16 protein-coding genes are annotated in these 15,727 nt (G+C 68.5%); 6 read left to right on the top strand and 10 right to left on the bottom strand.

The features are described 5' to 3' along the window. Positions 1-9: 9 nt before the first annotated feature. The 4 genes from QZM67_RS19445 to QZM67_RS19430 form a co-directional block, all read right to left on the bottom strand. Positions 10-243: a Fis family transcriptional regulator gene (locus QZM67_RS19445; protein WP_006476892.1), complete on the bottom strand. Its 234-nt coding sequence runs from the start codon at positions 241-243 to the stop codon at positions 10-12. Next, positions 240-1,307: a tRNA dihydrouridine synthase DusB gene (gene dusB / locus QZM67_RS19440; protein ID WP_043191197.1), complete on the bottom strand. Its 1,068-nt coding sequence runs from the start codon at positions 1,305-1,307 to the stop codon at positions 240-242. Before dusB ends, QZM67_RS19445 begins: the two co-directional genes overlap by 4 nt. 124 nt (positions 1,308-1,431) lie before the next feature. Continuing rightward, on the bottom strand, positions 1,432-2,619 hold the full coding sequence (locus tag QZM67_RS19435; protein ID WP_301805906.1) for a UbiH/UbiF/VisC/COQ6 family ubiquinone biosynthesis hydroxylase: 1,188 nt from the start codon (positions 2,617-2,619) through the stop codon (positions 1,432-1,434). 40 nt (positions 2,620-2,659) lie between these two features. Next, positions 2,660-4,045, bottom strand: coding sequence for an aminopeptidase P N-terminal domain-containing protein (locus QZM67_RS19430; protein ID WP_175021610.1), 1,386 nt, complete (start codon positions 4,043-4,045; stop codon positions 2,660-2,662). Positions 4,046-4,230: 185 nt separating this feature from the next. Here QZM67_RS19430 and QZM67_RS19425 point away from each other — a divergent pair, with 185 nt between their 5' ends. Beyond that, the gene (locus QZM67_RS19425; RefSeq protein ID WP_043191886.1) at positions 4,231-4,842 is read left to right on the top strand and encodes a glutathione S-transferase family protein; all 612 of its coding nucleotides are present in this window, start codon (positions 4,231-4,233) and stop codon (positions 4,840-4,842) included. Positions 4,843-4,936: 94 nt separating this feature from the next. Here the strand turns inward: QZM67_RS19425 and QZM67_RS19420 are convergent, their stop codons facing one another. After that, positions 4,937-6,556, bottom strand: a complete 1,620-nt coding sequence (locus QZM67_RS19420; protein WP_301805902.1) for an FMN-binding glutamate synthase family protein — start codon at positions 6,554-6,556, stop codon at positions 4,937-4,939. Positions 6,557-6,746: 190 nt separating this feature from the next. Then, a complete protein-coding gene (locus QZM67_RS19415; protein WP_301805900.1) occupies positions 6,747-7,517 on the bottom strand; it encodes an NAD(P)H-dependent oxidoreductase in 771 nt (256 codons plus the stop codon). Between the two features lie 74 nt (positions 7,518-7,591). Between QZM67_RS19415 and QZM67_RS19410 the strand changes: the two genes are divergently transcribed. Next, positions 7,592-7,966, top strand: coding sequence for a helix-turn-helix domain-containing protein (locus tag QZM67_RS19410; RefSeq protein WP_043191186.1), 375 nt, complete (start codon positions 7,592-7,594; stop codon positions 7,964-7,966). A 54-nt stretch (positions 7,967-8,020) separates the two neighbouring features. Here QZM67_RS19410 and mnmA read toward each other — a convergent pair whose 3' ends face one another. Continuing rightward, positions 8,021-9,169 (bottom strand): tRNA 2-thiouridine(34) synthase MnmA, encoded by a 1,149-nt coding sequence (gene mnmA / locus QZM67_RS19405; protein WP_175021615.1) that lies wholly within the window; start codon positions 9,167-9,169, stop codon positions 8,021-8,023. Then, complete coding sequence (locus QZM67_RS19400) at positions 9,166-9,675, bottom strand: NUDIX hydrolase (protein WP_043191182.1); 510 nt, start codon at positions 9,673-9,675, stop codon at positions 9,166-9,168. The genes mnmA and QZM67_RS19400 overlap by 4 nt, the downstream gene beginning before the upstream one ends. A gap of 275 nt (positions 9,676-9,950) precedes the next feature. Here QZM67_RS19400 and QZM67_RS19395 point away from each other — a divergent pair, with 275 nt between their 5' ends. From QZM67_RS19395 to QZM67_RS19385, 3 genes are read left to right on the top strand one after another with little or no spacing between them, the layout of a single operon-like run. Next, positions 9,951-11,090, top strand: coding sequence for a Re/Si-specific NAD(P)(+) transhydrogenase subunit alpha (locus QZM67_RS19395; RefSeq protein ID WP_175021617.1), 1,140 nt, complete (start codon positions 9,951-9,953; stop codon positions 11,088-11,090). A 17-nt stretch (positions 11,091-11,107) separates the two neighbouring features. Further along, on the top strand, positions 11,108-11,434 hold the full coding sequence (locus QZM67_RS19390) for an NAD(P) transhydrogenase subunit alpha (RefSeq protein ID WP_301805897.1): 327 nt from the start codon (positions 11,108-11,110) through the stop codon (positions 11,432-11,434). Then, a complete protein-coding gene (locus tag QZM67_RS19385; RefSeq protein WP_301805893.1) occupies positions 11,431-12,885 on the top strand; it encodes an NAD(P)(+) transhydrogenase (Re/Si-specific) subunit beta in 1,455 nt (484 codons plus the stop codon). The genes QZM67_RS19390 and QZM67_RS19385 overlap by 4 nt, the downstream gene beginning before the upstream one ends. A 95-nt stretch (positions 12,886-12,980) precedes the next feature. Here QZM67_RS19385 and QZM67_RS19380 read toward each other — a convergent pair whose 3' ends face one another. Continuing rightward, on the bottom strand, positions 12,981-13,901 hold the full coding sequence (locus QZM67_RS19380) for a LysR family transcriptional regulator (protein ID WP_301805891.1): 921 nt from the start codon (positions 13,899-13,901) through the stop codon (positions 12,981-12,983). Positions 13,902-13,981: 80 nt separating this feature from the next. Here QZM67_RS19380 and QZM67_RS19375 point away from each other — a divergent pair, with 80 nt between their 5' ends. After that, positions 13,982-14,905: a carbon-nitrogen hydrolase family protein gene (locus tag QZM67_RS19375; protein WP_301805888.1), complete on the top strand. Its 924-nt coding sequence runs from the start codon at positions 13,982-13,984 to the stop codon at positions 14,903-14,905. An 81-nt stretch (positions 14,906-14,986) separates the two neighbouring features. Here QZM67_RS19375 and QZM67_RS19370 read toward each other — a convergent pair whose 3' ends face one another. Then, the gene (locus tag QZM67_RS19370) at positions 14,987-15,673 is read right to left on the bottom strand and encodes a YafY family protein (RefSeq protein WP_175021622.1); all 687 of its coding nucleotides are present in this window, start codon (positions 15,671-15,673) and stop codon (positions 14,987-14,989) included. Positions 15,674-15,727: the final 54 nt, after the last annotated feature.

Raw genomic sequence — 15,727 nt, 5'->3', positions numbered from 1 at the left:
GACGGCCGCCTACAGCAGGCCGTGCTGCTGCAGCTTCTTGCGCAGCGTATTGCGATTGATGCCGAGGTACTCCGCGGCGAGCGACTGGTTGCCGCCGGCCTGTACGAGCACGACCTCGAGCATCGGCTTTTCGACGCAGGACATCACCATTTCATAGACGTCGTGCGGATTGGAGCCGTCTAGATCCCGGAAATACACGTCCAGGCTCTCGCGGACACATTGTTCGATGTTGTGCTTGCTCATGCTGCTAACTGGTTATGGTCGTCCGACTCGCCCTGGCCGTTTTCCTCTTCGTCATCGACGTAGACGAGGTGGTCCGACAGCGCCTTTTGCGCCTCGAAGAATGCATTGACGGCGGCGAGCTGCTCGCGGGTGGAATCGAGCGTGTTCATCCTGTGCCGGAACCCGTTGGCACCGGAAAGGCCGCGAGTGTACCAGCCGATGTGCTTGCGCGCAGTACGGACGCCCGTGAATTCACCATAGAAAGCGTAGTGGTCTTCCAGGTGTTCGTTCATCACGTGCTGGATCTCGTCGATCCGCGGCGGGGGCAGCAGCTCGCCGGTTTGCAGGAAATGATCGATTTCGCGGAACAGCCACGGCCGACCTTGCGCGGCACGACCGATCATCAGGGCATCGGCACCGGTTGCGTCGAGTACGGCCTTCGCCTTCGCGGGCGACGTGATGTCGCCGTTCGCGACCACCGGAATCCGCACCGCCGCCTTCACGGCCGCGATGGTTTCGTATTCGGCGTCGCCGCGGTACAGGTCGGCGCGTGTGCGGCCGTGCACGGTCAGCATCGAAATGCCGGCGGCTTCGGCCAGGCGCGCGACCGTGATCGCGTTCTTGTGATCGCGATCCCAGCCCGTGCGGATCTTCAGCGTGACGGGCACCGCATCGGGCCCCGTGCCGACCGCCGCGACGACCGCCTCGACGATGCGCTGCACGAGCGGCTCGTTCTGCAGCAGCGCGGAGCCGGCCGCGACGTTGCAGACCTTCTTCGCCGGGCAGCCCATGTTGATGTCGATGATCTGCGCGCCGTTGTCGACGTTGTAGCGGGCCGCTTCGGCCATCATCGCCGGATCGGCGCCGGCGATCTGGACCGCGATCGGCTCGACTTCGCCTTCGTGGTTCGCGCGCCGCATCGTCTTCGCGCTTTTCCACAGCTGCGCGTTGGACGCGACCATCTCGGACACGGCGTAACCGGCCCCCAGCCGCTTGCAGAGCTGGCGGAACGGACGATCCGTCACGCCGGCCATCGGGGCGACGAACAGGTTGTTACGCAATACGTGAGGGCCGATAACAGGCATCGCAATGGCACCGCCCGCGGCGGGCGCGGGCAGGGAAAGGGCAGACGGAAACGCGCATTTTACCGTATTCCCATGTCCCGCCGATTTGACCCGGTTTGAGTGGCGCGACTGTGCGCGCCGCGCGTCAGTTGCGCTGGCCGAACATCATCTGGCGCGCGATCAGCTTCTTGAGCGGCGGCACGAACTCGAGCGCGGTGAGCGCGGCACCGCGCAGCAGCGGGAGCGGGCCCGCGTCGATCGTGAACAGGCGCGCCAGCGTGTCGGTCGCGCCGATCGTGAAACGCCGGTCGAGTGCGCGGCGCGCATTGAAGGTGGCGAGCGCGGTCGCTTCGAAGCCTTGCGCGGACAGCGTGTCGACGAGCGTATGCGCATCGCGCAGCCCGAGGTTGAGCCCCTGGCCCGCGACGGGGTGCAGGGTTTGCGCGGCATTGCCGACGATCGCGACGCGGCCGCTGACGAGCGTTTGCGCAGCGTTCAGGCCGAGCGGGAACGATGCGCGGCCCGCGATCGCGACGAACTCGCCCATGCGTTCGCCGAACGCGCCGCCGAGTTCGCGCAGGAACGCGTCGTCGGGCAGCGCGGCGCGGCGCGCCGCTTCGTCGGGCGTGCAGCACCAGACGAGCGCGTACTCGGCCTGGCGCGGCCCGCCGAGTGGCAGCAGCGCGAGCGGGCCTTCGTGCGTGAAGCGTTCCCATGCGACGTTCGGGCGCGGCGCCGAGACCGTGACCGTGCCGACGAGCGCGGTCTGCCCGTAGTCGCGGCGATGCTTGGTCGTATCGGCCTGCTGTTCGTGGAACAGCCCGCCTTCGGCATTGATGACGACGCGCGCGCGCAGCGTGCGCTCGCCTTGCGGGCCGTCGAGCGTCAGCGTGACGCCGTCGGCATCCTGCTGCGGTGCGCGCGCGGTGGTCGACATGCGCCAGTCGACGCGCGTGCCGCGTACGGCGCCCGCGAGTGCCTGCATGAGCGAGCCGTAGCGCACGACATAGCCGAGCGCGGCGACGTCGTGCTCGTCGCGGTCGATCAGCGTGCGGCCGAAATGACCGCGCTGCGACACGTGGATATGTTCGATCGGCGTCGCGTCGGCGGGCCATGCGAGCGTGTCGAGCAGCACGCGGCTGCCGTGCGACACGGCGATCGCGCGCGGATCGCTCGCGCTCGCGGCCGGTTCGCGCGCATCGATCAGCACGATCGAAGCGTGCTGCGTGGCGCTGCGGCGCGCGAGCCAGCCGGCGAGCGCGAGCCCGACGGGGCCCGCGCCGACGATGGCGAGGTCGTAGTCCGGCGTGGCCGGGGAGGAAGCGGTCGTCATCTTGATTCGTGAAACGGAAGTAACGGTCGGCGGCAGCCGGTCATGCGCCCGCGCGCATCAGCGCTTCGATTTCGTCCGCCGCGACGGGCACGCCGCGCGTGATCAGCTCGCAGCCGTGCTCGCGCACGATGGCGTCGTCCTCGATGCGGATGCCAATGTTCCAGTACTCGGGCGGCACGTCGTCGGCGGCGCGCACGTACAGGCCGGGTTCGACCGTCAGCGTCATGCCGGCCTTCAGCGTGCGCCACGGCAGCGCGCCGTTGCCGTCGCGCTCGGCGAGCCGCTCGCGGTAGTCGCCGCAATCGTGCACGTCCATGCCGATCCAGTGGCCGGTGCGGTGCATGTAGAAGCGCGTGTACGCGCGCTCGGCAATCACGTCGTCGACGTTCGAGAAGCGCGCTTTCGGGATGATGCCGGTGTCGAGCAGCCCCTGCGCGAGCACGCGCACGGCCGCGTCGTGCGGCGCCTCGAAGGGCACGCCGGCGCGCGTCGCATCGATCGCCGCCTGCTGCGCGGCGAGCACGATGTCGTACAGCGTGCGCTGCGCGGGCGAGAAGCGCCCGTTGGCCGGGAACGTGCGCGTGATGTCCGACGCGTAGCCGTCGAGTTCGCACGCGGCGTCGATCAGGATCAGGTCGCCATCCTTCGCGGCTGCGTTGCCGGCCGGGTAGTGCAGCACGCACGCGTTCGCGCCGGCCGCGACGATCGAGCCGTACGCGGGCGACTGCGCACCGTGCTTGCGGAACACGTACAGCAGCTCGGCTTCGAGTTCGTATTCGCGGATGCCGGGCCGGCACGCCTGCATCGCGCGGCGATGTGCGAGCGCGGAGATGTGCGCGGCGCGCATCATGATCGCGAGCTCGTGCTCGTCCTTCACGAGCCGCATGTCGTCGAGCAGCGGCGTGAGGTCGAGCATCGCGTCCGGCGCGGCGACGCCCGTGCGCGCCCGCGCGCGCACCGCGTCGACCCAGCCTGTGAGCTGGCGGTCGAAGTCGGCGGATGCGCCGAACCGGTAGTGCACGGTGCCCGAGTCGGCGAGCAGGCGCGGCATCTCGGTGTCGATCACGTCGACCGCGAATGCCGCGTCGAAGCCGAACGCGTCGCGCGCGGCTTCGGGCCCGTAATGGAAGCCTTCCCAGATCTCGCGATCGGCATTCTTGCCACGGCAGAACAGGATCGACTCCGGCGTGCCGTGCGGCGCGGCCGCGTTCAGCACGAGCACGGCATCCGGCTCGCTGAAGCCCGTCAGGTAATGGAAGTAGCTGTCGAACCGGTACGGATAGTCCGTATCGCGGTTGCGCGGCACTTCGGGCGCGGTGGGGACGATGGCGACGCCGCCGCCGGCGGCACGCAGTGCGGCAAGCACGCGTTCACGGCGCTGGCGGTAGACGTCGACGGCGATGGCGGTATCGAGGGGCGCGTTCATTCGTGCGATTGTAGCGCCGCGGGACGCCGCGCGTGAAAGAGGGGCGGGAAGCCCGCTGGAAAGCCCGCGTGGCGGTTGTTGCAAACCATCCACAGGCCGGCCGGGCGATTTTCTATCGCGCAACGCTGGCCGGTTATGATCGACGACAACGTATACTCCCGGCGGTTCCCAAAAAAAGGCAGATGATGAAATTAATCGGTTCGCTCAGCAGCCCGTACGTCCGCAAGGCGCGGATCGTGCTGGCTGAAAAGAAGATCGACTACAAGCTGGAGCTCGAGAACGTGTGGGCGCCGGAGACGGATATTCATGCATCGAATCCGCTCGGCAAGGTCCCGTGCCTCGTGATGGAGGATGGTGCCGCGGTGTTCGATTCCCGCGTGATCTGCGAATACGTCGATACGCTGTCGCCGGTCGGCAAGCTGATTCCGCCGTCGGGCCGCGAGCGCGTCGAGGTGCGCTGCTGGGAAGCGCTGGGCGACGGCGTGATCGACGCGTCGGTCGCGATTCGTATCGAACATACGATGCGCGACGAGGCGCAGCGCAGCGCGAGCTGGATCGCGCGCCAGCAACGCAAGATCGACGACGGTCTCGTCGCGATGTCGCAGGGGCTCGGCGGCAAGACGTGGTGCGTCGGTAATCATTACACGCTCGCCGATATCGCACTCGGCTGCGCGCTCGGCTATCTCGACTTCCGGATGCCGGAGCTCAACTGGCGCGATCGCCACCCGAACCTCGACAAGCACTTCGTGAAGCTGCTGCAACGGCCGTCGTTCGCCGACACGCTGCCGCAGAACTAAGCCGCATACACGGATTCGGCAGACGAAAGAAAAGCGCCCCGCGGGGCGCTTTTCTTTTTGCCGGGCCGCCCCGCGGCGGGGGCGGTCGCCCGCGTCACTCGATCGACGCGTACACGGCCTCGCCGAGCGTGAACGAATCGCTGCGCGAGATCGGCCACCACTTGTCGTACAGCGTAAAGCCGCAGGTGTTGCCGTCGAGCAGCGCGCCGGGCTTCAGGTACTTCAGCAACTGCGACATCAGCCGGACCTCGTGCGGCGCGATGCGCTGCACGATGTGATGCGCGCGCATCTCCGACGGATGCGCGAGGCCGGCCGCCTGCACGAGTTCCTGCAGCGCGTGCAGCGTATTGCGGTGGAAGTTGTATACGCGGTCGGCCTTGTCCGGCACGACGAGCGCGCGCTGGCGCACCGGGTCCTGCGTCGCGACGCCGGTCGGGCAGCGGCCCGTGTGGCAGGTCTGCGCCTGGATGCAGCCGACCGCGAACATGAAGCCGCGTGCCGAGTTCACCCAGTCCGCACCGATCGCGAGCGTGCGCGCGACGTCGAACGCGGTGATGATCTTGCCGCTCGCGCCGAGCTTCACGCGGTCGCGCACGCCGATCCCGACGAGCGTGTTGTGGACCAGCAGCAGCCCTTCCTGCAGCGGCACGCCGACGTGGTCGGTGAATTCGAGCGGTGCCGCGCCGGTGCCGCCTTCCGCACCGTCGACGACGATGAAGTCCGGCACGATGCCGGTTTCGAGCATCGCCTTCGCGATCCCGAAGAATTCCCACGGGTGGCCGACGCACAGCTTGAAGCCGGTCGGCTTGCCGCCCGACAGCGTGCGCAGCCGTTCGACGAATTCGAGCAGCCCGCGCGGCGTCGAGAACTCCGAGTGCGTCGCCGGCGAGATGCAGTCCTTGCCCATCGGCACGCCGCGCGTCTCGGCGATCTCGGGCGTGATCTTCGCGGCCGGCAGCACGCCGCCGTGGCCCGGCTTCGCGCCCTGCGACAACTTCACTTCGATCATCTTGACCTGCGGATCGGCGGCCTGCTTCGCGAACTTGTCGGGGTTGAAGGTGCCGTCGTCGTTGCGGCAGCCGAAGTAGCCGGACGCGATTTCCCAGATGATGTCGCCGCCGTTTTCGCGGTGATACTTCGACAGCGAGCCTTCGCCCGTATCGTGCGCGAAACCGCCTTTCTTCGCGCCGAGGTTCAGCGAGCGGATCGCGTTCGCGGACAGCGAGCCGAAGCTCATCGCCGAGATGTTGAAGATCGAAATGTCGTACGGTTGCGCGCGATTCGCGCCGACGCGGACGCGGAAATCATGGTTCGGCAGCTTGGTCGGCGCGAGCGAATGGCTGATCCATTCGTGCGCGACGGCCTTGACGTTCAGTTCGGTGCCGTACGGGCGATTGTCGGCGACGTTCTTCGCGCGCTGGTAGACGAGGCTGCGCTGTGCACGCGAGAACGGCTTCTCGTCGGTGTCGTCCTCGACGAAGTACTGGCGGATTTCAGGTCGGATGAATTCGAACAGGAAGCGGAAGTGGCCCCAGAGCGGGTAGTTGCGCAGGATGGCGTGGCGGTCCTGCTTCAGGTCGTACAGGCCGAGCGCGACGAGGGCGGCCGGGATCACGAGCCACAGCCACGCGATCGTGTGCCGGGCGGCGAGCGCCGCGACGGCCACGAACAGCAGGACCGCGCACCACATCGCGATATAGCGTCGGGAAAACATGGGGACTCCATCGTAATTGTCTGGATCGCCGTCACGTCGCCAGGATCGCGCGACGGCCGGCAGGTCGGCGCCCGAGGCATCGCGCGGGCCCGGCGGGCATGCTGCCCGTGCCGTACCCGCCGCCGCCGGCGCCCACGATGGTCGAGAGTCTACTACGGGTGTCGTGAAGCCCGCGTTGCCAAGACGGGGCCTAGCTGCCCGCGCCGGTCGGGCGGATGAACGGGCTGTACGCCGGGCTGCCGGGCTTCAGCCTGGCGTCGTCGTCGAAGTCTTCGTCGCAATTGAACGGCACCCGCGGCCACGCATGCCAGTCGCGCAGCCGCGCACGGTAGCCGGCGAAACTGTGCGCGAGGTGCGCGTCCTGCCGCTGAGCGGCGTCGCCCGCGAGGCCGCCGCGGACGTCGTGGATCAGGTGCGGTTCGAGCACGTCGAAGCCGACGTAGCGCAGCGCGTACATGATCGGCCACAGTAGCAGACGGGTGTCGCCTTCGCGGCCGTCGGGCGCGCAGGCGGCGGCCGATGAGCCGGTCGTGACGCTCAGCAGTGCGCGCCGCCCATGCAGCACGCCGCGATCGTGGCGCTGCCGGCTGCTGTAGAGGCCGCCGTAGACGAACACGCGATCCATCCAGCCCTTCAGGATCGCGGGCGCGCCGAACCACCACAGCGGGAACTGCAGGATCAGCGCGTCGGCCTGCCTCAGCAGGTCGACCTGATGCGCGATCTCGGGCGCGAGCGTGCCGCGTTCCCAGTGATGGCGCTGCTCGCGCTGCGTGTCGAAGCGGGCGGTTTCGAGCCGGTCCGCATAATGGCGCGGCGCTTCGCACGGGTCGAACGCGTCGGCGTACAGGTCCACGATCGTCGCGGTATGGCCGCCCGCGCGCCACGCGTCGGCCGCCGCGCCGGCGAGGGTGGCGTTGAACGACTGCGGTTCGGGATGGGCGACGACGATCAGCACATGCATGGCGGGCTCCGGGAGTATGCGACGATGATGGCCGGCGGCGACGGGGCCGCGCAATCACGCACCCGGAGGTAACCATGGCATTTCCCGGCGACGTCTATGCGGCGGACTGCTCGGCACGCGACGCGCTGGCGCTGATCGCCGGCAAGTGGTCGCTGCTGATCCTGCCCGCGCTGGCCGAGCGGCCGCTGCGCAACGGCGAGCTGCTGCGGCGTATCGGCGGGATTTCCCAGAAGGTGCTGACGCAGACGCTGCGCGAGCTGGAGCGCAACGGGCTGATCGAACGCATCGCGGTGGCTGCGCGGCGCGCGCACGTCGAATACCGGTTGACGGCGGTGGCGGGGTCGCTCGTGGAGACGCTCGTGGCGCTCGACCGCTGGGCCGAGCGCCATTTTCCCGAGCTGGACGCGGCGCGTGAGCGCTACGACGCGTCGGTGCGGAACATGCGGTGAGCGGCGCGGCCGCTTCCGGCCGGCGGCCGCTTGCGCAGCGCCGGCGGCGGCGCGTCAGCGGGCGAGCGCGAGGGCGGGCGCGTCGTTTGCCTGCGTGTTGCCGGACAGCGCGGATTCGATGATCCCGCCGCCGAGGCAGATTTCACCGTCGTACAGCACGGCCGACTGGCCGGGCGTGACGGCCCACTGCGCGTCGTCGAACGCGAGTGAGAAGCGCGCTTCGCCTGCCGGGCCGGGCGTGGCGGCGCCGAATGCGCACGCCGCGTCGGCCTGCCGGTAGCGCGTCTTCGCGCCGCACGCGAAGCCGTCGGCCGGCGGCTCGCCGGCGACCCAGCTCACGTTGCCGGCGACGAGCTGGTGCGCCAGCAGCCACGGATGATCGTGCCCCTGCACGACGTACAGCGTGTTCGACGCGATGTCCTTCGCGGCAACGAACCACGGGTCGCCGTTGCCGGTCTTGCTGCCGCCGAGGCCGATGCCCTTGCGCTGGCCGAACGTGTAGAACGCGAGGCCGATGTGCTCGCCGACGACCTTGCCGTCCGGCGTCTTCATCGGGCCGGGTTTCGTCGGCAGATAGCGGTTCAGGAAATCGCGGAACGGCCGTTCGCCGATGAAGCAGATGCCGGTCGAATCCTTCTTCTTCGCGTTCGGCAGCCCGATCTGCGCGGCGATCTCGCGCACCTTCGTCTTCGGGATCTCGCCGAGCGGGAACATCGTCTTCGACAGTTGCGCCTGGTTCAGCCGGTGCAGGAAGTACGACTGGTCTTTCGTATGATCGAAAGCCTTCAGCAGTTCGAACCGCCCGTCGCGCTCGCGCACGCGCGCATAGTGGCCGGTCGCGATCATTTCCGCGTCGAGCGACATCGCGTGATCGAGGAACGCCTTGAACTTGATCTCGGCGTTGCACAGCACGTCGGGGTTCGGCGTGCGGCCGGCCGAGTATTCGCGCAGGAACTCGGCGAACACGCGGTCCTTGTATTCGGCCGCGAAGTTGACCGCTTCCACGTCGATGCCGATCAGGTCGGCCACCGACACGACGTCGATCCAGTCCTGGCGCGTCGAGCAGTATTCGCCGTCGTCGTCGTCTTCCCAGTTCTTCATGAACAGGCCGACTACGTCGTAACCCTGTTCCTTCAGCAGCCACGCGGTCACCGACGAATCGACGCCGCCCGACATGCCCACTACTACACGGCGCTTGCTCATTTGTTGACCGCCTGACGTTCGAATGCTTCGGGGCGCGGCGCGACCGAATGCGTGTGCACGAAATCGAGCGGAATGCGCCGCCCGGCGAGGTAATCGTCGACGCAGCGCATCACCGCGGGCGAGCGATGGCGCTCGCTGCACGCGCGCAGTTCGTCGGCGGTCATCCACAGCGTGCGGACGATGCCGTCGTCGAGCGCGTGGCCCGCGATCGGCTCGCCGGCCGCGCCGCAGAACGTGAAGCGCAGATAGGTTGCGCCGGCGGTGCCGGGACGGTCGTAGTGCGCGAGATAGACGCCGACGAGCGCGTCGGGCGTGAACGGGTGCGCGGTTTCCTCGAGCGTCTCTCGGATCACGGCGTCGGCCAGCGTTTCGCCGGCTTCGAGATGGCCTGCCGGCTGGTTGATGCGCAGGCCCGACGAGGTTTCTTCCTCGATCATGAGAAAACGGCCGGCGTGCTCGACGAGCGCCGCGACCGTCACATGCGGGGTCCAGATTTCGGGTTTCATGGTTCGGCATTTTACCGGTTGCGCCCGAACGCTGCCGGGCGCTGCGCTAAACGAATCCGACCCTGACAATTCGTCTGTCCAGCCGATACGCGGCGACGCCGGCCCGGGCTGGCGCGGCCTCTCGCACGATCGTGGAGCCTGCTGGTACGGCCATCGCTTTCGCCTAAAGTGAAGAGTGAGTGTCGTCGCTCGTGAGCCGGTCGTCAGCCTGCCCGGCTCGTTGTGCAGAAAAATCGCAACAAACGAAATACTGACAATGACTGGAGGGACCGGCGATGCATATTGGCGTGCCTGCCGAAACGCGGGCGAACGAGGCGCGTGTGGCTGCGACGCCGGAAACCGTGAAGAAATACGCGGCGGCCGGGCATCGGGTCAGTCTCGCGAAAGGGGCCGGCATTGCCGCGAGTTATCCCGACGCAGCCTATGCGGCCGCCGGTGCCGAACTGACCGGCCAGTCGGCTGCTTTCGATGTCGACATCGTGCTGAAGGTCCAGGCGCCCACCGACGCCGAACTGCCGCTGCTCAAGCGCGGCGCCGTGCTGGTCGGCATGCTCGAGCCGTTCAACGGCGAGCAGGCGGCGAAGCTCGCCGCGGCCGGCGTGACGGGCTTCGCGCTCGAAGCCGCGCCGCGCACGACGCGTGCGCAGAGTCTCGACGTGCTGTCGTCGCAGGCGAACATCGCGGGCTACAAGGCCGTGCTGGTGGCCGCGGCGTTGTATCCGCGCTTCTTTCCGATGCTGATGACGGCTGCGGGCACCGTGAAGGCCGCGCGCGTGCTGATCCTCGGCGCGGGCGTCGCGGGCCTGCAGGCGATTGCGACCGCGAAGCGCCTCGGCGCGGTGATCGAGGCGTCCGACGTGCGGCCGGCCGTGAAGGAGCAGATCGAGTCGCTCGGCGCGAAATTCCTCGACGTCCCGTACGAAACCGACGAAGAGCGCGACGCGGCGCAGGGCGTGGGCGGCTACGCGCGTCCGATGCCGCCGTCGTGGCTCGGCCGCCAGGCCGCGCTCGTGCACGAGCGCGCGAAGCAGGCCGACATCGTGATCACTACCGCGTTGATTCCCGGGCGCCCGGCACCGACGTTGATCTCGGTCGAAACCGTGCAGTCGATGAAGCCGGGCTCGGTGCTCGTCGATCTCGCGGCCGGCCGTGGCCCGGAATTCGATGGGCGCAAGAGCGGCAATTGCCCGCTGACGGTCGCCGACCAGGTGATCGTGCACGACGGCGTGACGATCGCCGGCTACACGAATCTCGCGTCGATGCTCGCAGCGGACGCGTCGGCGCTGTATGCGCGCAACCTGCTCGACTTCATGAAGCTGATCGTCACGAAGGAAGGCACGCTCAACATCGACCTGACCGACGACATCGTCGCCGCGACGCTGTTGTGCCGCGATGGCGAAGTCGCGCGCAAGTAACCGGGGAGGAGGCGACCATGGACGTCATCAATCACACGGTGATCAACGTGATCATCTTCGTGCTGGCGGTGTACGTCGGCTACCACGTGGTGTGGAACGTCACGCCGGCGCTGCATACGCCGCTGATGGCCGTGACCAATGCGATCTCGGCGATCGTGATCGTCGGCGCGATGCTGGCGGCGGCGCTCACCGTCGGCACGACCGGCAAGGTGTTCGGCACGCTCGCGGTCGCGCTCGCGGCCGTCAACGTGTTCGGCGGCTTCCTCGTGACGCGGCGCATGCTCGAGATGTTCCGCAAGAAGGCGCCGAAGCAGGCCGAGGGCGGCAAGGAGGGCGCGCGATGAGCATGAACGTCGTCACGCTGCTGTACCTCGTCGCGTCGGTGTGCTTCATCCAGGCGCTGAAGGGCCTGTCGAACCCGAAGAGCGCGCGGCGCGGCAACCTGTTCGGGATGGCCGGGATGGCCATCGCGATCCTCACGACGATCGCGCTGATCGTCAAGCAGGCCGCGTGGCTCGGCGCGAACCTGCCGCTCGGCATCGCGCTGGTGCTCGGCGCGCTGATCGTCGGCGGCGGCGTGGGGGCGTTCGTCGCCGCGCGCGTCGAGATGACGAAGATGCCGGAACTCGTCGCGGCGATGCACTCGCTGATCGGGCTTGCAGCCGTGTGCATTGCGTACGCGGTGGTGTCGGAGCCGGAAGCGTTCGGGCTCGTGCCGCAGGATGCGGTGTCGTCGAACTTCATCCCGTACGGCAATCGCGTCGAGCTGTTCATCGGCACGTTCGTCGGCGCGATCACGTTCTCCGGTTCGGTGATCGCGTTCGGCAAGCTGTCGGGCAAGTACACGTTCCGGCTGTTCCAGGGGGCGCCGGTCGTGTATGCGGGCCAGCACCTGCTCAACCTGATGCTCGCGCTGGCGATGCTCGGCTTCGGCATCCTGTTCTTCATCACGCAGTCGTGGCTGCCGTTCATCATCATGACGGCGATCGCGTTCGCGCTTGGCGTGCTGATCATCATCCCGATCGGCGGCGCGGACATGCCGGTGGTCGTGTCGATGCTGAACTCCTACTCCGGATGGGCGGCGGCCGGCATCGGCTTCTCGCTGAACAACGCGATGCTGATCATCGCCGGGTCGCTCGTGGGCTCGTCGGGCGCGATCCTGTCGTACATCATGTGCCATGCGATGAACCGCTCGTTCTTCAACGTGATCCTGGGCGGTTTCGGCGGCGAGGCAGCGGCCGGTGGCGTGGCAGGTGCGAAGGAACAGCGGCCGGTGAAGTCGGGCTCGGCCGAAGACGCATCGTTCATGCTCGGCAACGCGGAAACGGTCGTGATCGTGCCGGGCTACGGGCTGGCCGTGGCCCGTGCGCAGCACGCGCTGAAGGAACTGACCGACAAGCTGGTCGAGAAGGGCATCGACGTGAAGTACGCGATCCATCCGGTCGCGGGGCGGATGCCGGGGCACATGAACGTGCTGCTCGCGGAAGCGGAGGTGCCGTACGAGATCGTGCACGAGATGGACGACATCAACGGCGAATTCGGCCAGGTCGACGTCGTGCTCGTGCTCGGCGCGAACGACGTGGTGAACCCGGCCGCGAAGAACGATCCGCAATCGCCGATCGCGGGGATGCCGATCATCGAGGCGTACAAGGCGCGCACGGTGATCGTCAACAAGCGCTCGATGGCGGCCGGCTACGCGGGCCTCGACAACGACCTGTTCTACATGGACAAGACGATGATGGTGTTCGGCGATGCGAAGAAGGTCATCGAGGACATGGTGAAGGCGGTCGACTAGCGCACGCGCCGGCAACGCGGCTGCCTGCTTCGATTCACGGGCAGCGTGACCGGACATTGGACAGGCCCGACCGGTGCAAGCCGGCCGTGCCTTGTTCATGGCGCGACGAGGTTCGCGACGCACGCGGCGATCGTGTCGCGCACGCGCACGATCGCCGGGTCGCGCTGCGTGCTCGTGCGCCAGCCGATTTCCACCGGGTAGTGCGGCAAGTCGACCGGGCATGCGAGCGCGCGCAGCGGTGTCGATTGCGCGATCGCGCGCGCCGCGTGCGCGGGAATCGTCGCGACTGCGTCGGAGCCGGCGAGCAGGTACGGCAGCGCGGCGAAATGCGTGGTCGACGCCGCGACGCGCCGCTTGTGGCCGAGCGTGGCCAGCGCCTCGTCGACGATCCCGATCACGCCGCCCGACGACACGAGCAGGTGATCGCGCCGCAGGAAATCGGCGAGCGTCAGCGTGCGCGGCGGCCGCTCGCGGGCGGCCGGGTCGATCAGGCACGCATAGCCGCCCGTCGCGACCGCGCGTCGGCTGAGCCCGTTCGCAGAGAAGCCGCCCGACGCGATCGCGAGGTCGACGCCGTGACGCAGCAGCGCGTCGCCGGCGATGCCGCTGTGCGTCTGCCGGAAGATCAGCCGGATGCCGGCAGCTTCCCGCGCGACGGCGTCGATCAGTGCGCGGCCGAGCGCGATCTCGAAGTCGTCCGACAGCCCGATCGAGATCGTGCGGCCGACGCGGTCGCCGCCGTCGGCCGCGATCGCGAGGCTTTCGCGGCAGCGGTCGAGCGCGTCGGACAGGATCGGCTTCAGTTCGTCCGCGCGCGGCGTCGGCGCGAGGCCGCGGCCGGTGCGCACGAACAGCGGATCGGCATAGATCACGCGCAGCCGCGCCAGCGCCGCGCTCACCGCCGACTGCGTGAGGCCGAGCCGCAGCGCCGCGCGGCTCGCGCCGCCTTCCTCGTACAGCGCCTCGAACACTTTCAGCAGGTTCAGGTCGAGGCTGGCGATATCATCCGTATTCATGACACTTATCGTTCTATCGATTTGATCGATGACATCATATCGATAAAGATGGCGTTACCCCATTCATCGGAGACGCCTTCATGTCCACGTCAGTCATCGCCGCGCTGCAGATCGGCGCATCGCCCGCCGGCACGCGCGCCACGCTCGATACGATCCTCGGCTACGAAACTGCGATCCGCGACAGCGGCGCGTCGCTCGTCGTACTGCCCGAGGCCGTGCTCGGCGGCTATCCGAAAGGCGAGATCTTCGGCACGCGGCTCGGCTACCGGCTGCCCGAAGGCCGCGATGCCTATGCGCGCTACGCCGCGCAGGCGATCGATGTGCCGGGGCCGGAAATCGACGAGCTGGCCGCGCTGTCGCAGCGCACGGGCGCGAGCCTCGTGGTCGGCGCGATCGAGCGCGGCGGCAGCACGCTGTACTGCACGGCGCTGTTCTTCGACCCGCGCGACGGGCTCGTCGCGAAGCACCGCAAGCTGATGCCGACCGGCACCGAGCGGTTGATCTGGGGGCAGGGCGACGGCTCGACGCTGCCCGTCGTCGAGACGGCGGCCGGCCGCGCGGGCGCCGCGATCTGCTGGGAGAACCACATGCCGCTGCTGCGCTGCGCGATGTACGCGAAAGGCGTGCAGATCTGGTGTGCGCCGACCGTCGACGAGCGCGACCTGTGGCAGAGCTCGATGCGGCACATCGCGCACGAGGGGCGCTGCTTCGTCGTGAGCGCGTGCCAGGTGCAGCCGTCGCCGCTCGCGCTCGGCATCGACGTGCCGGGCTGGGATCCCGAGCGGCCGCTGATTCGCGGCGGCAGCGTGATCGTCGGGCCGCTCGGCGACTTGCTGACGGAGCCGCTGATCGGCGAGGCCGGGCTCGTGACCGCGCGCATCGATACCGACGAGCTCGTGCGTGCGCGCTACGACTTCGACGTCGTCGGCCACTACGCGCGTGCGGACGTGTTTTCGCTGCACGTCGACGAGCGGCCGAAGCGGCCGGTGGTGTTCGGCGGGTAGCGAAAGCGGGGCCGGGCGCCGTGCGGCGCCCGGGCAATGAAGGGCGGCGGCGCGCAGCCTCGCGCTCGCCGTCGTGCCGCGTCAGCGCATCGGCGCTTCCGCGATCCGCATGTAGTCGGCGATCCGCCGCCCTTCCATGTCCGGAAACTGCTCGTGCACGGTGATGTCGCCCATCCGCGCGATGTCGAAGGTGCGGAAATCGTCGCGCAGCTCGCACCACGCGCCGATCGTCCAGCGCCCGCCCCAGTAGACGAGCCCGAGCGGCCACACGCGGCGTTGCGAATGCGCGCCGAGCCGGTCGCGGTAGCCGAAGCTGACGACATGGCGCGTGTCGATGGCCTGGTGGATCGCGTCGACCTTCGCGCAAAACGTTTCGTCGATGTGGAACGACGGCGCGAACACGGGCAGGCGGTCGAGCGTCGTGCGCTTGTCGGCCGGCATCGCCGACGCGATCTTCGCGAGCGCCGAGCGCGCGCCGCTCGCGAAGCGCGCACCGCCCCAGGTTTCGAGCATGCGTGCGGCGGTGGCGAGCGCCGCGAGTTCCTCGGCCGTGAACGTGAGCGGCGGCAGGCTCGCGTTGCGGTTCAGCCGATAGCCGATGCCGGCTTCGCCTTCGATCGGCACCCCTGACAGTTGCAGGTCGCGCACGTCGCGATAGACCGTGCGCGGCGACACCGACAGCCAGTCGGCCAGCTGCTGCGCGGTCGTGAGACGACGCCCGCGCAGCAGCTCGGCGATCTGGAACAGGCGGTCGGCACGGCGCGTCATGACGGCACCTCGACTCCAACGGCGGTGGGGACTTCGCGATGATAGCGCCGCGCG

Source organism: Burkholderia sp. AU45251, from assembly GCF_030482905.1.
In the GTDB taxonomy this organism is placed as follows: domain Bacteria; phylum Pseudomonadota; class Gammaproteobacteria; order Burkholderiales; family Burkholderiaceae; genus Burkholderia; species Burkholderia aenigmatica.
The sequence above is the reverse complement of the archived record's forward strand: the minus strand, read 5'-3'. Positions and strand labels throughout refer to the sequence as shown.

Coding starts and splice junctions, on each gene's coding strand:
- QZM67_RS19385 (WP_301805893.1), top strand. CDS start 11,431: ATGAGCATGAACGTCGTCACGCTGCTGTACCTCGTCGCGTCGGTGTGC.
- QZM67_RS19390 (WP_301805897.1), top strand. CDS start 11,108: ATGGACGTCATCAATCACACGGTGATCAACGTGATCATCTTCGTGCTG.
- QZM67_RS19420 (WP_301805902.1), bottom strand. CDS start 6,556: ATGTTTTCCCGACGCTATATCGCGATGTGGTGCGCGGTCCTGCTGTTC.
- QZM67_RS19395 (WP_175021617.1), top strand. CDS start 9,951: ATGCATATTGGCGTGCCTGCCGAAACGCGGGCGAACGAGGCGCGTGTG.
- mnmA (WP_175021615.1), bottom strand. CDS start 9,169: ATGAGCAAGCGCCGTGTAGTAGTGGGCATGTCGGGCGGCGTCGATTCG.
- QZM67_RS19400 (WP_043191182.1), bottom strand. CDS start 9,675: ATGAAACCCGAAATCTGGACCCCGCATGTGACGGTCGCGGCGCTCGTC.
- QZM67_RS19415 (WP_301805900.1), bottom strand. CDS start 7,517: ATGCATGTGCTGATCGTCGTCGCCCATCCCGAACCGCAGTCGTTCAAC.
- QZM67_RS19370 (WP_175021622.1), bottom strand. CDS start 15,673: ATGACGCGCCGTGCCGACCGCCTGTTCCAGATCGCCGAGCTGCTGCGC.
- QZM67_RS19375 (WP_301805888.1), top strand. CDS start 13,982: ATGTCCACGTCAGTCATCGCCGCGCTGCAGATCGGCGCATCGCCCGCC.
- QZM67_RS19410 (WP_043191186.1), top strand. CDS start 7,592: ATGGCATTTCCCGGCGACGTCTATGCGGCGGACTGCTCGGCACGCGAC.
- dusB (WP_043191197.1), bottom strand. CDS start 1,307: ATGCCTGTTATCGGCCCTCACGTATTGCGTAACAACCTGTTCGTCGCC.
- QZM67_RS19430 (WP_175021610.1), bottom strand. CDS start 4,045: ATGAACGCGCCCCTCGATACCGCCATCGCCGTCGACGTCTACCGCCAG.
- QZM67_RS19445 (WP_006476892.1), bottom strand. CDS start 243: ATGAGCAAGCACAACATCGAACAATGTGTCCGCGAGAGCCTGGACGTG.
- QZM67_RS19380 (WP_301805891.1), bottom strand. CDS start 13,901: ATGAATACGGATGATATCGCCAGCCTCGACCTGAACCTGCTGAAAGTG.
- QZM67_RS19425 (WP_043191886.1), top strand. CDS start 4,231: ATGAAATTAATCGGTTCGCTCAGCAGCCCGTACGTCCGCAAGGCGCGG.
- QZM67_RS19435 (WP_301805906.1), bottom strand. CDS start 2,619: ATGACGACCGCTTCCTCCCCGGCCACGCCGGACTACGACCTCGCCATC.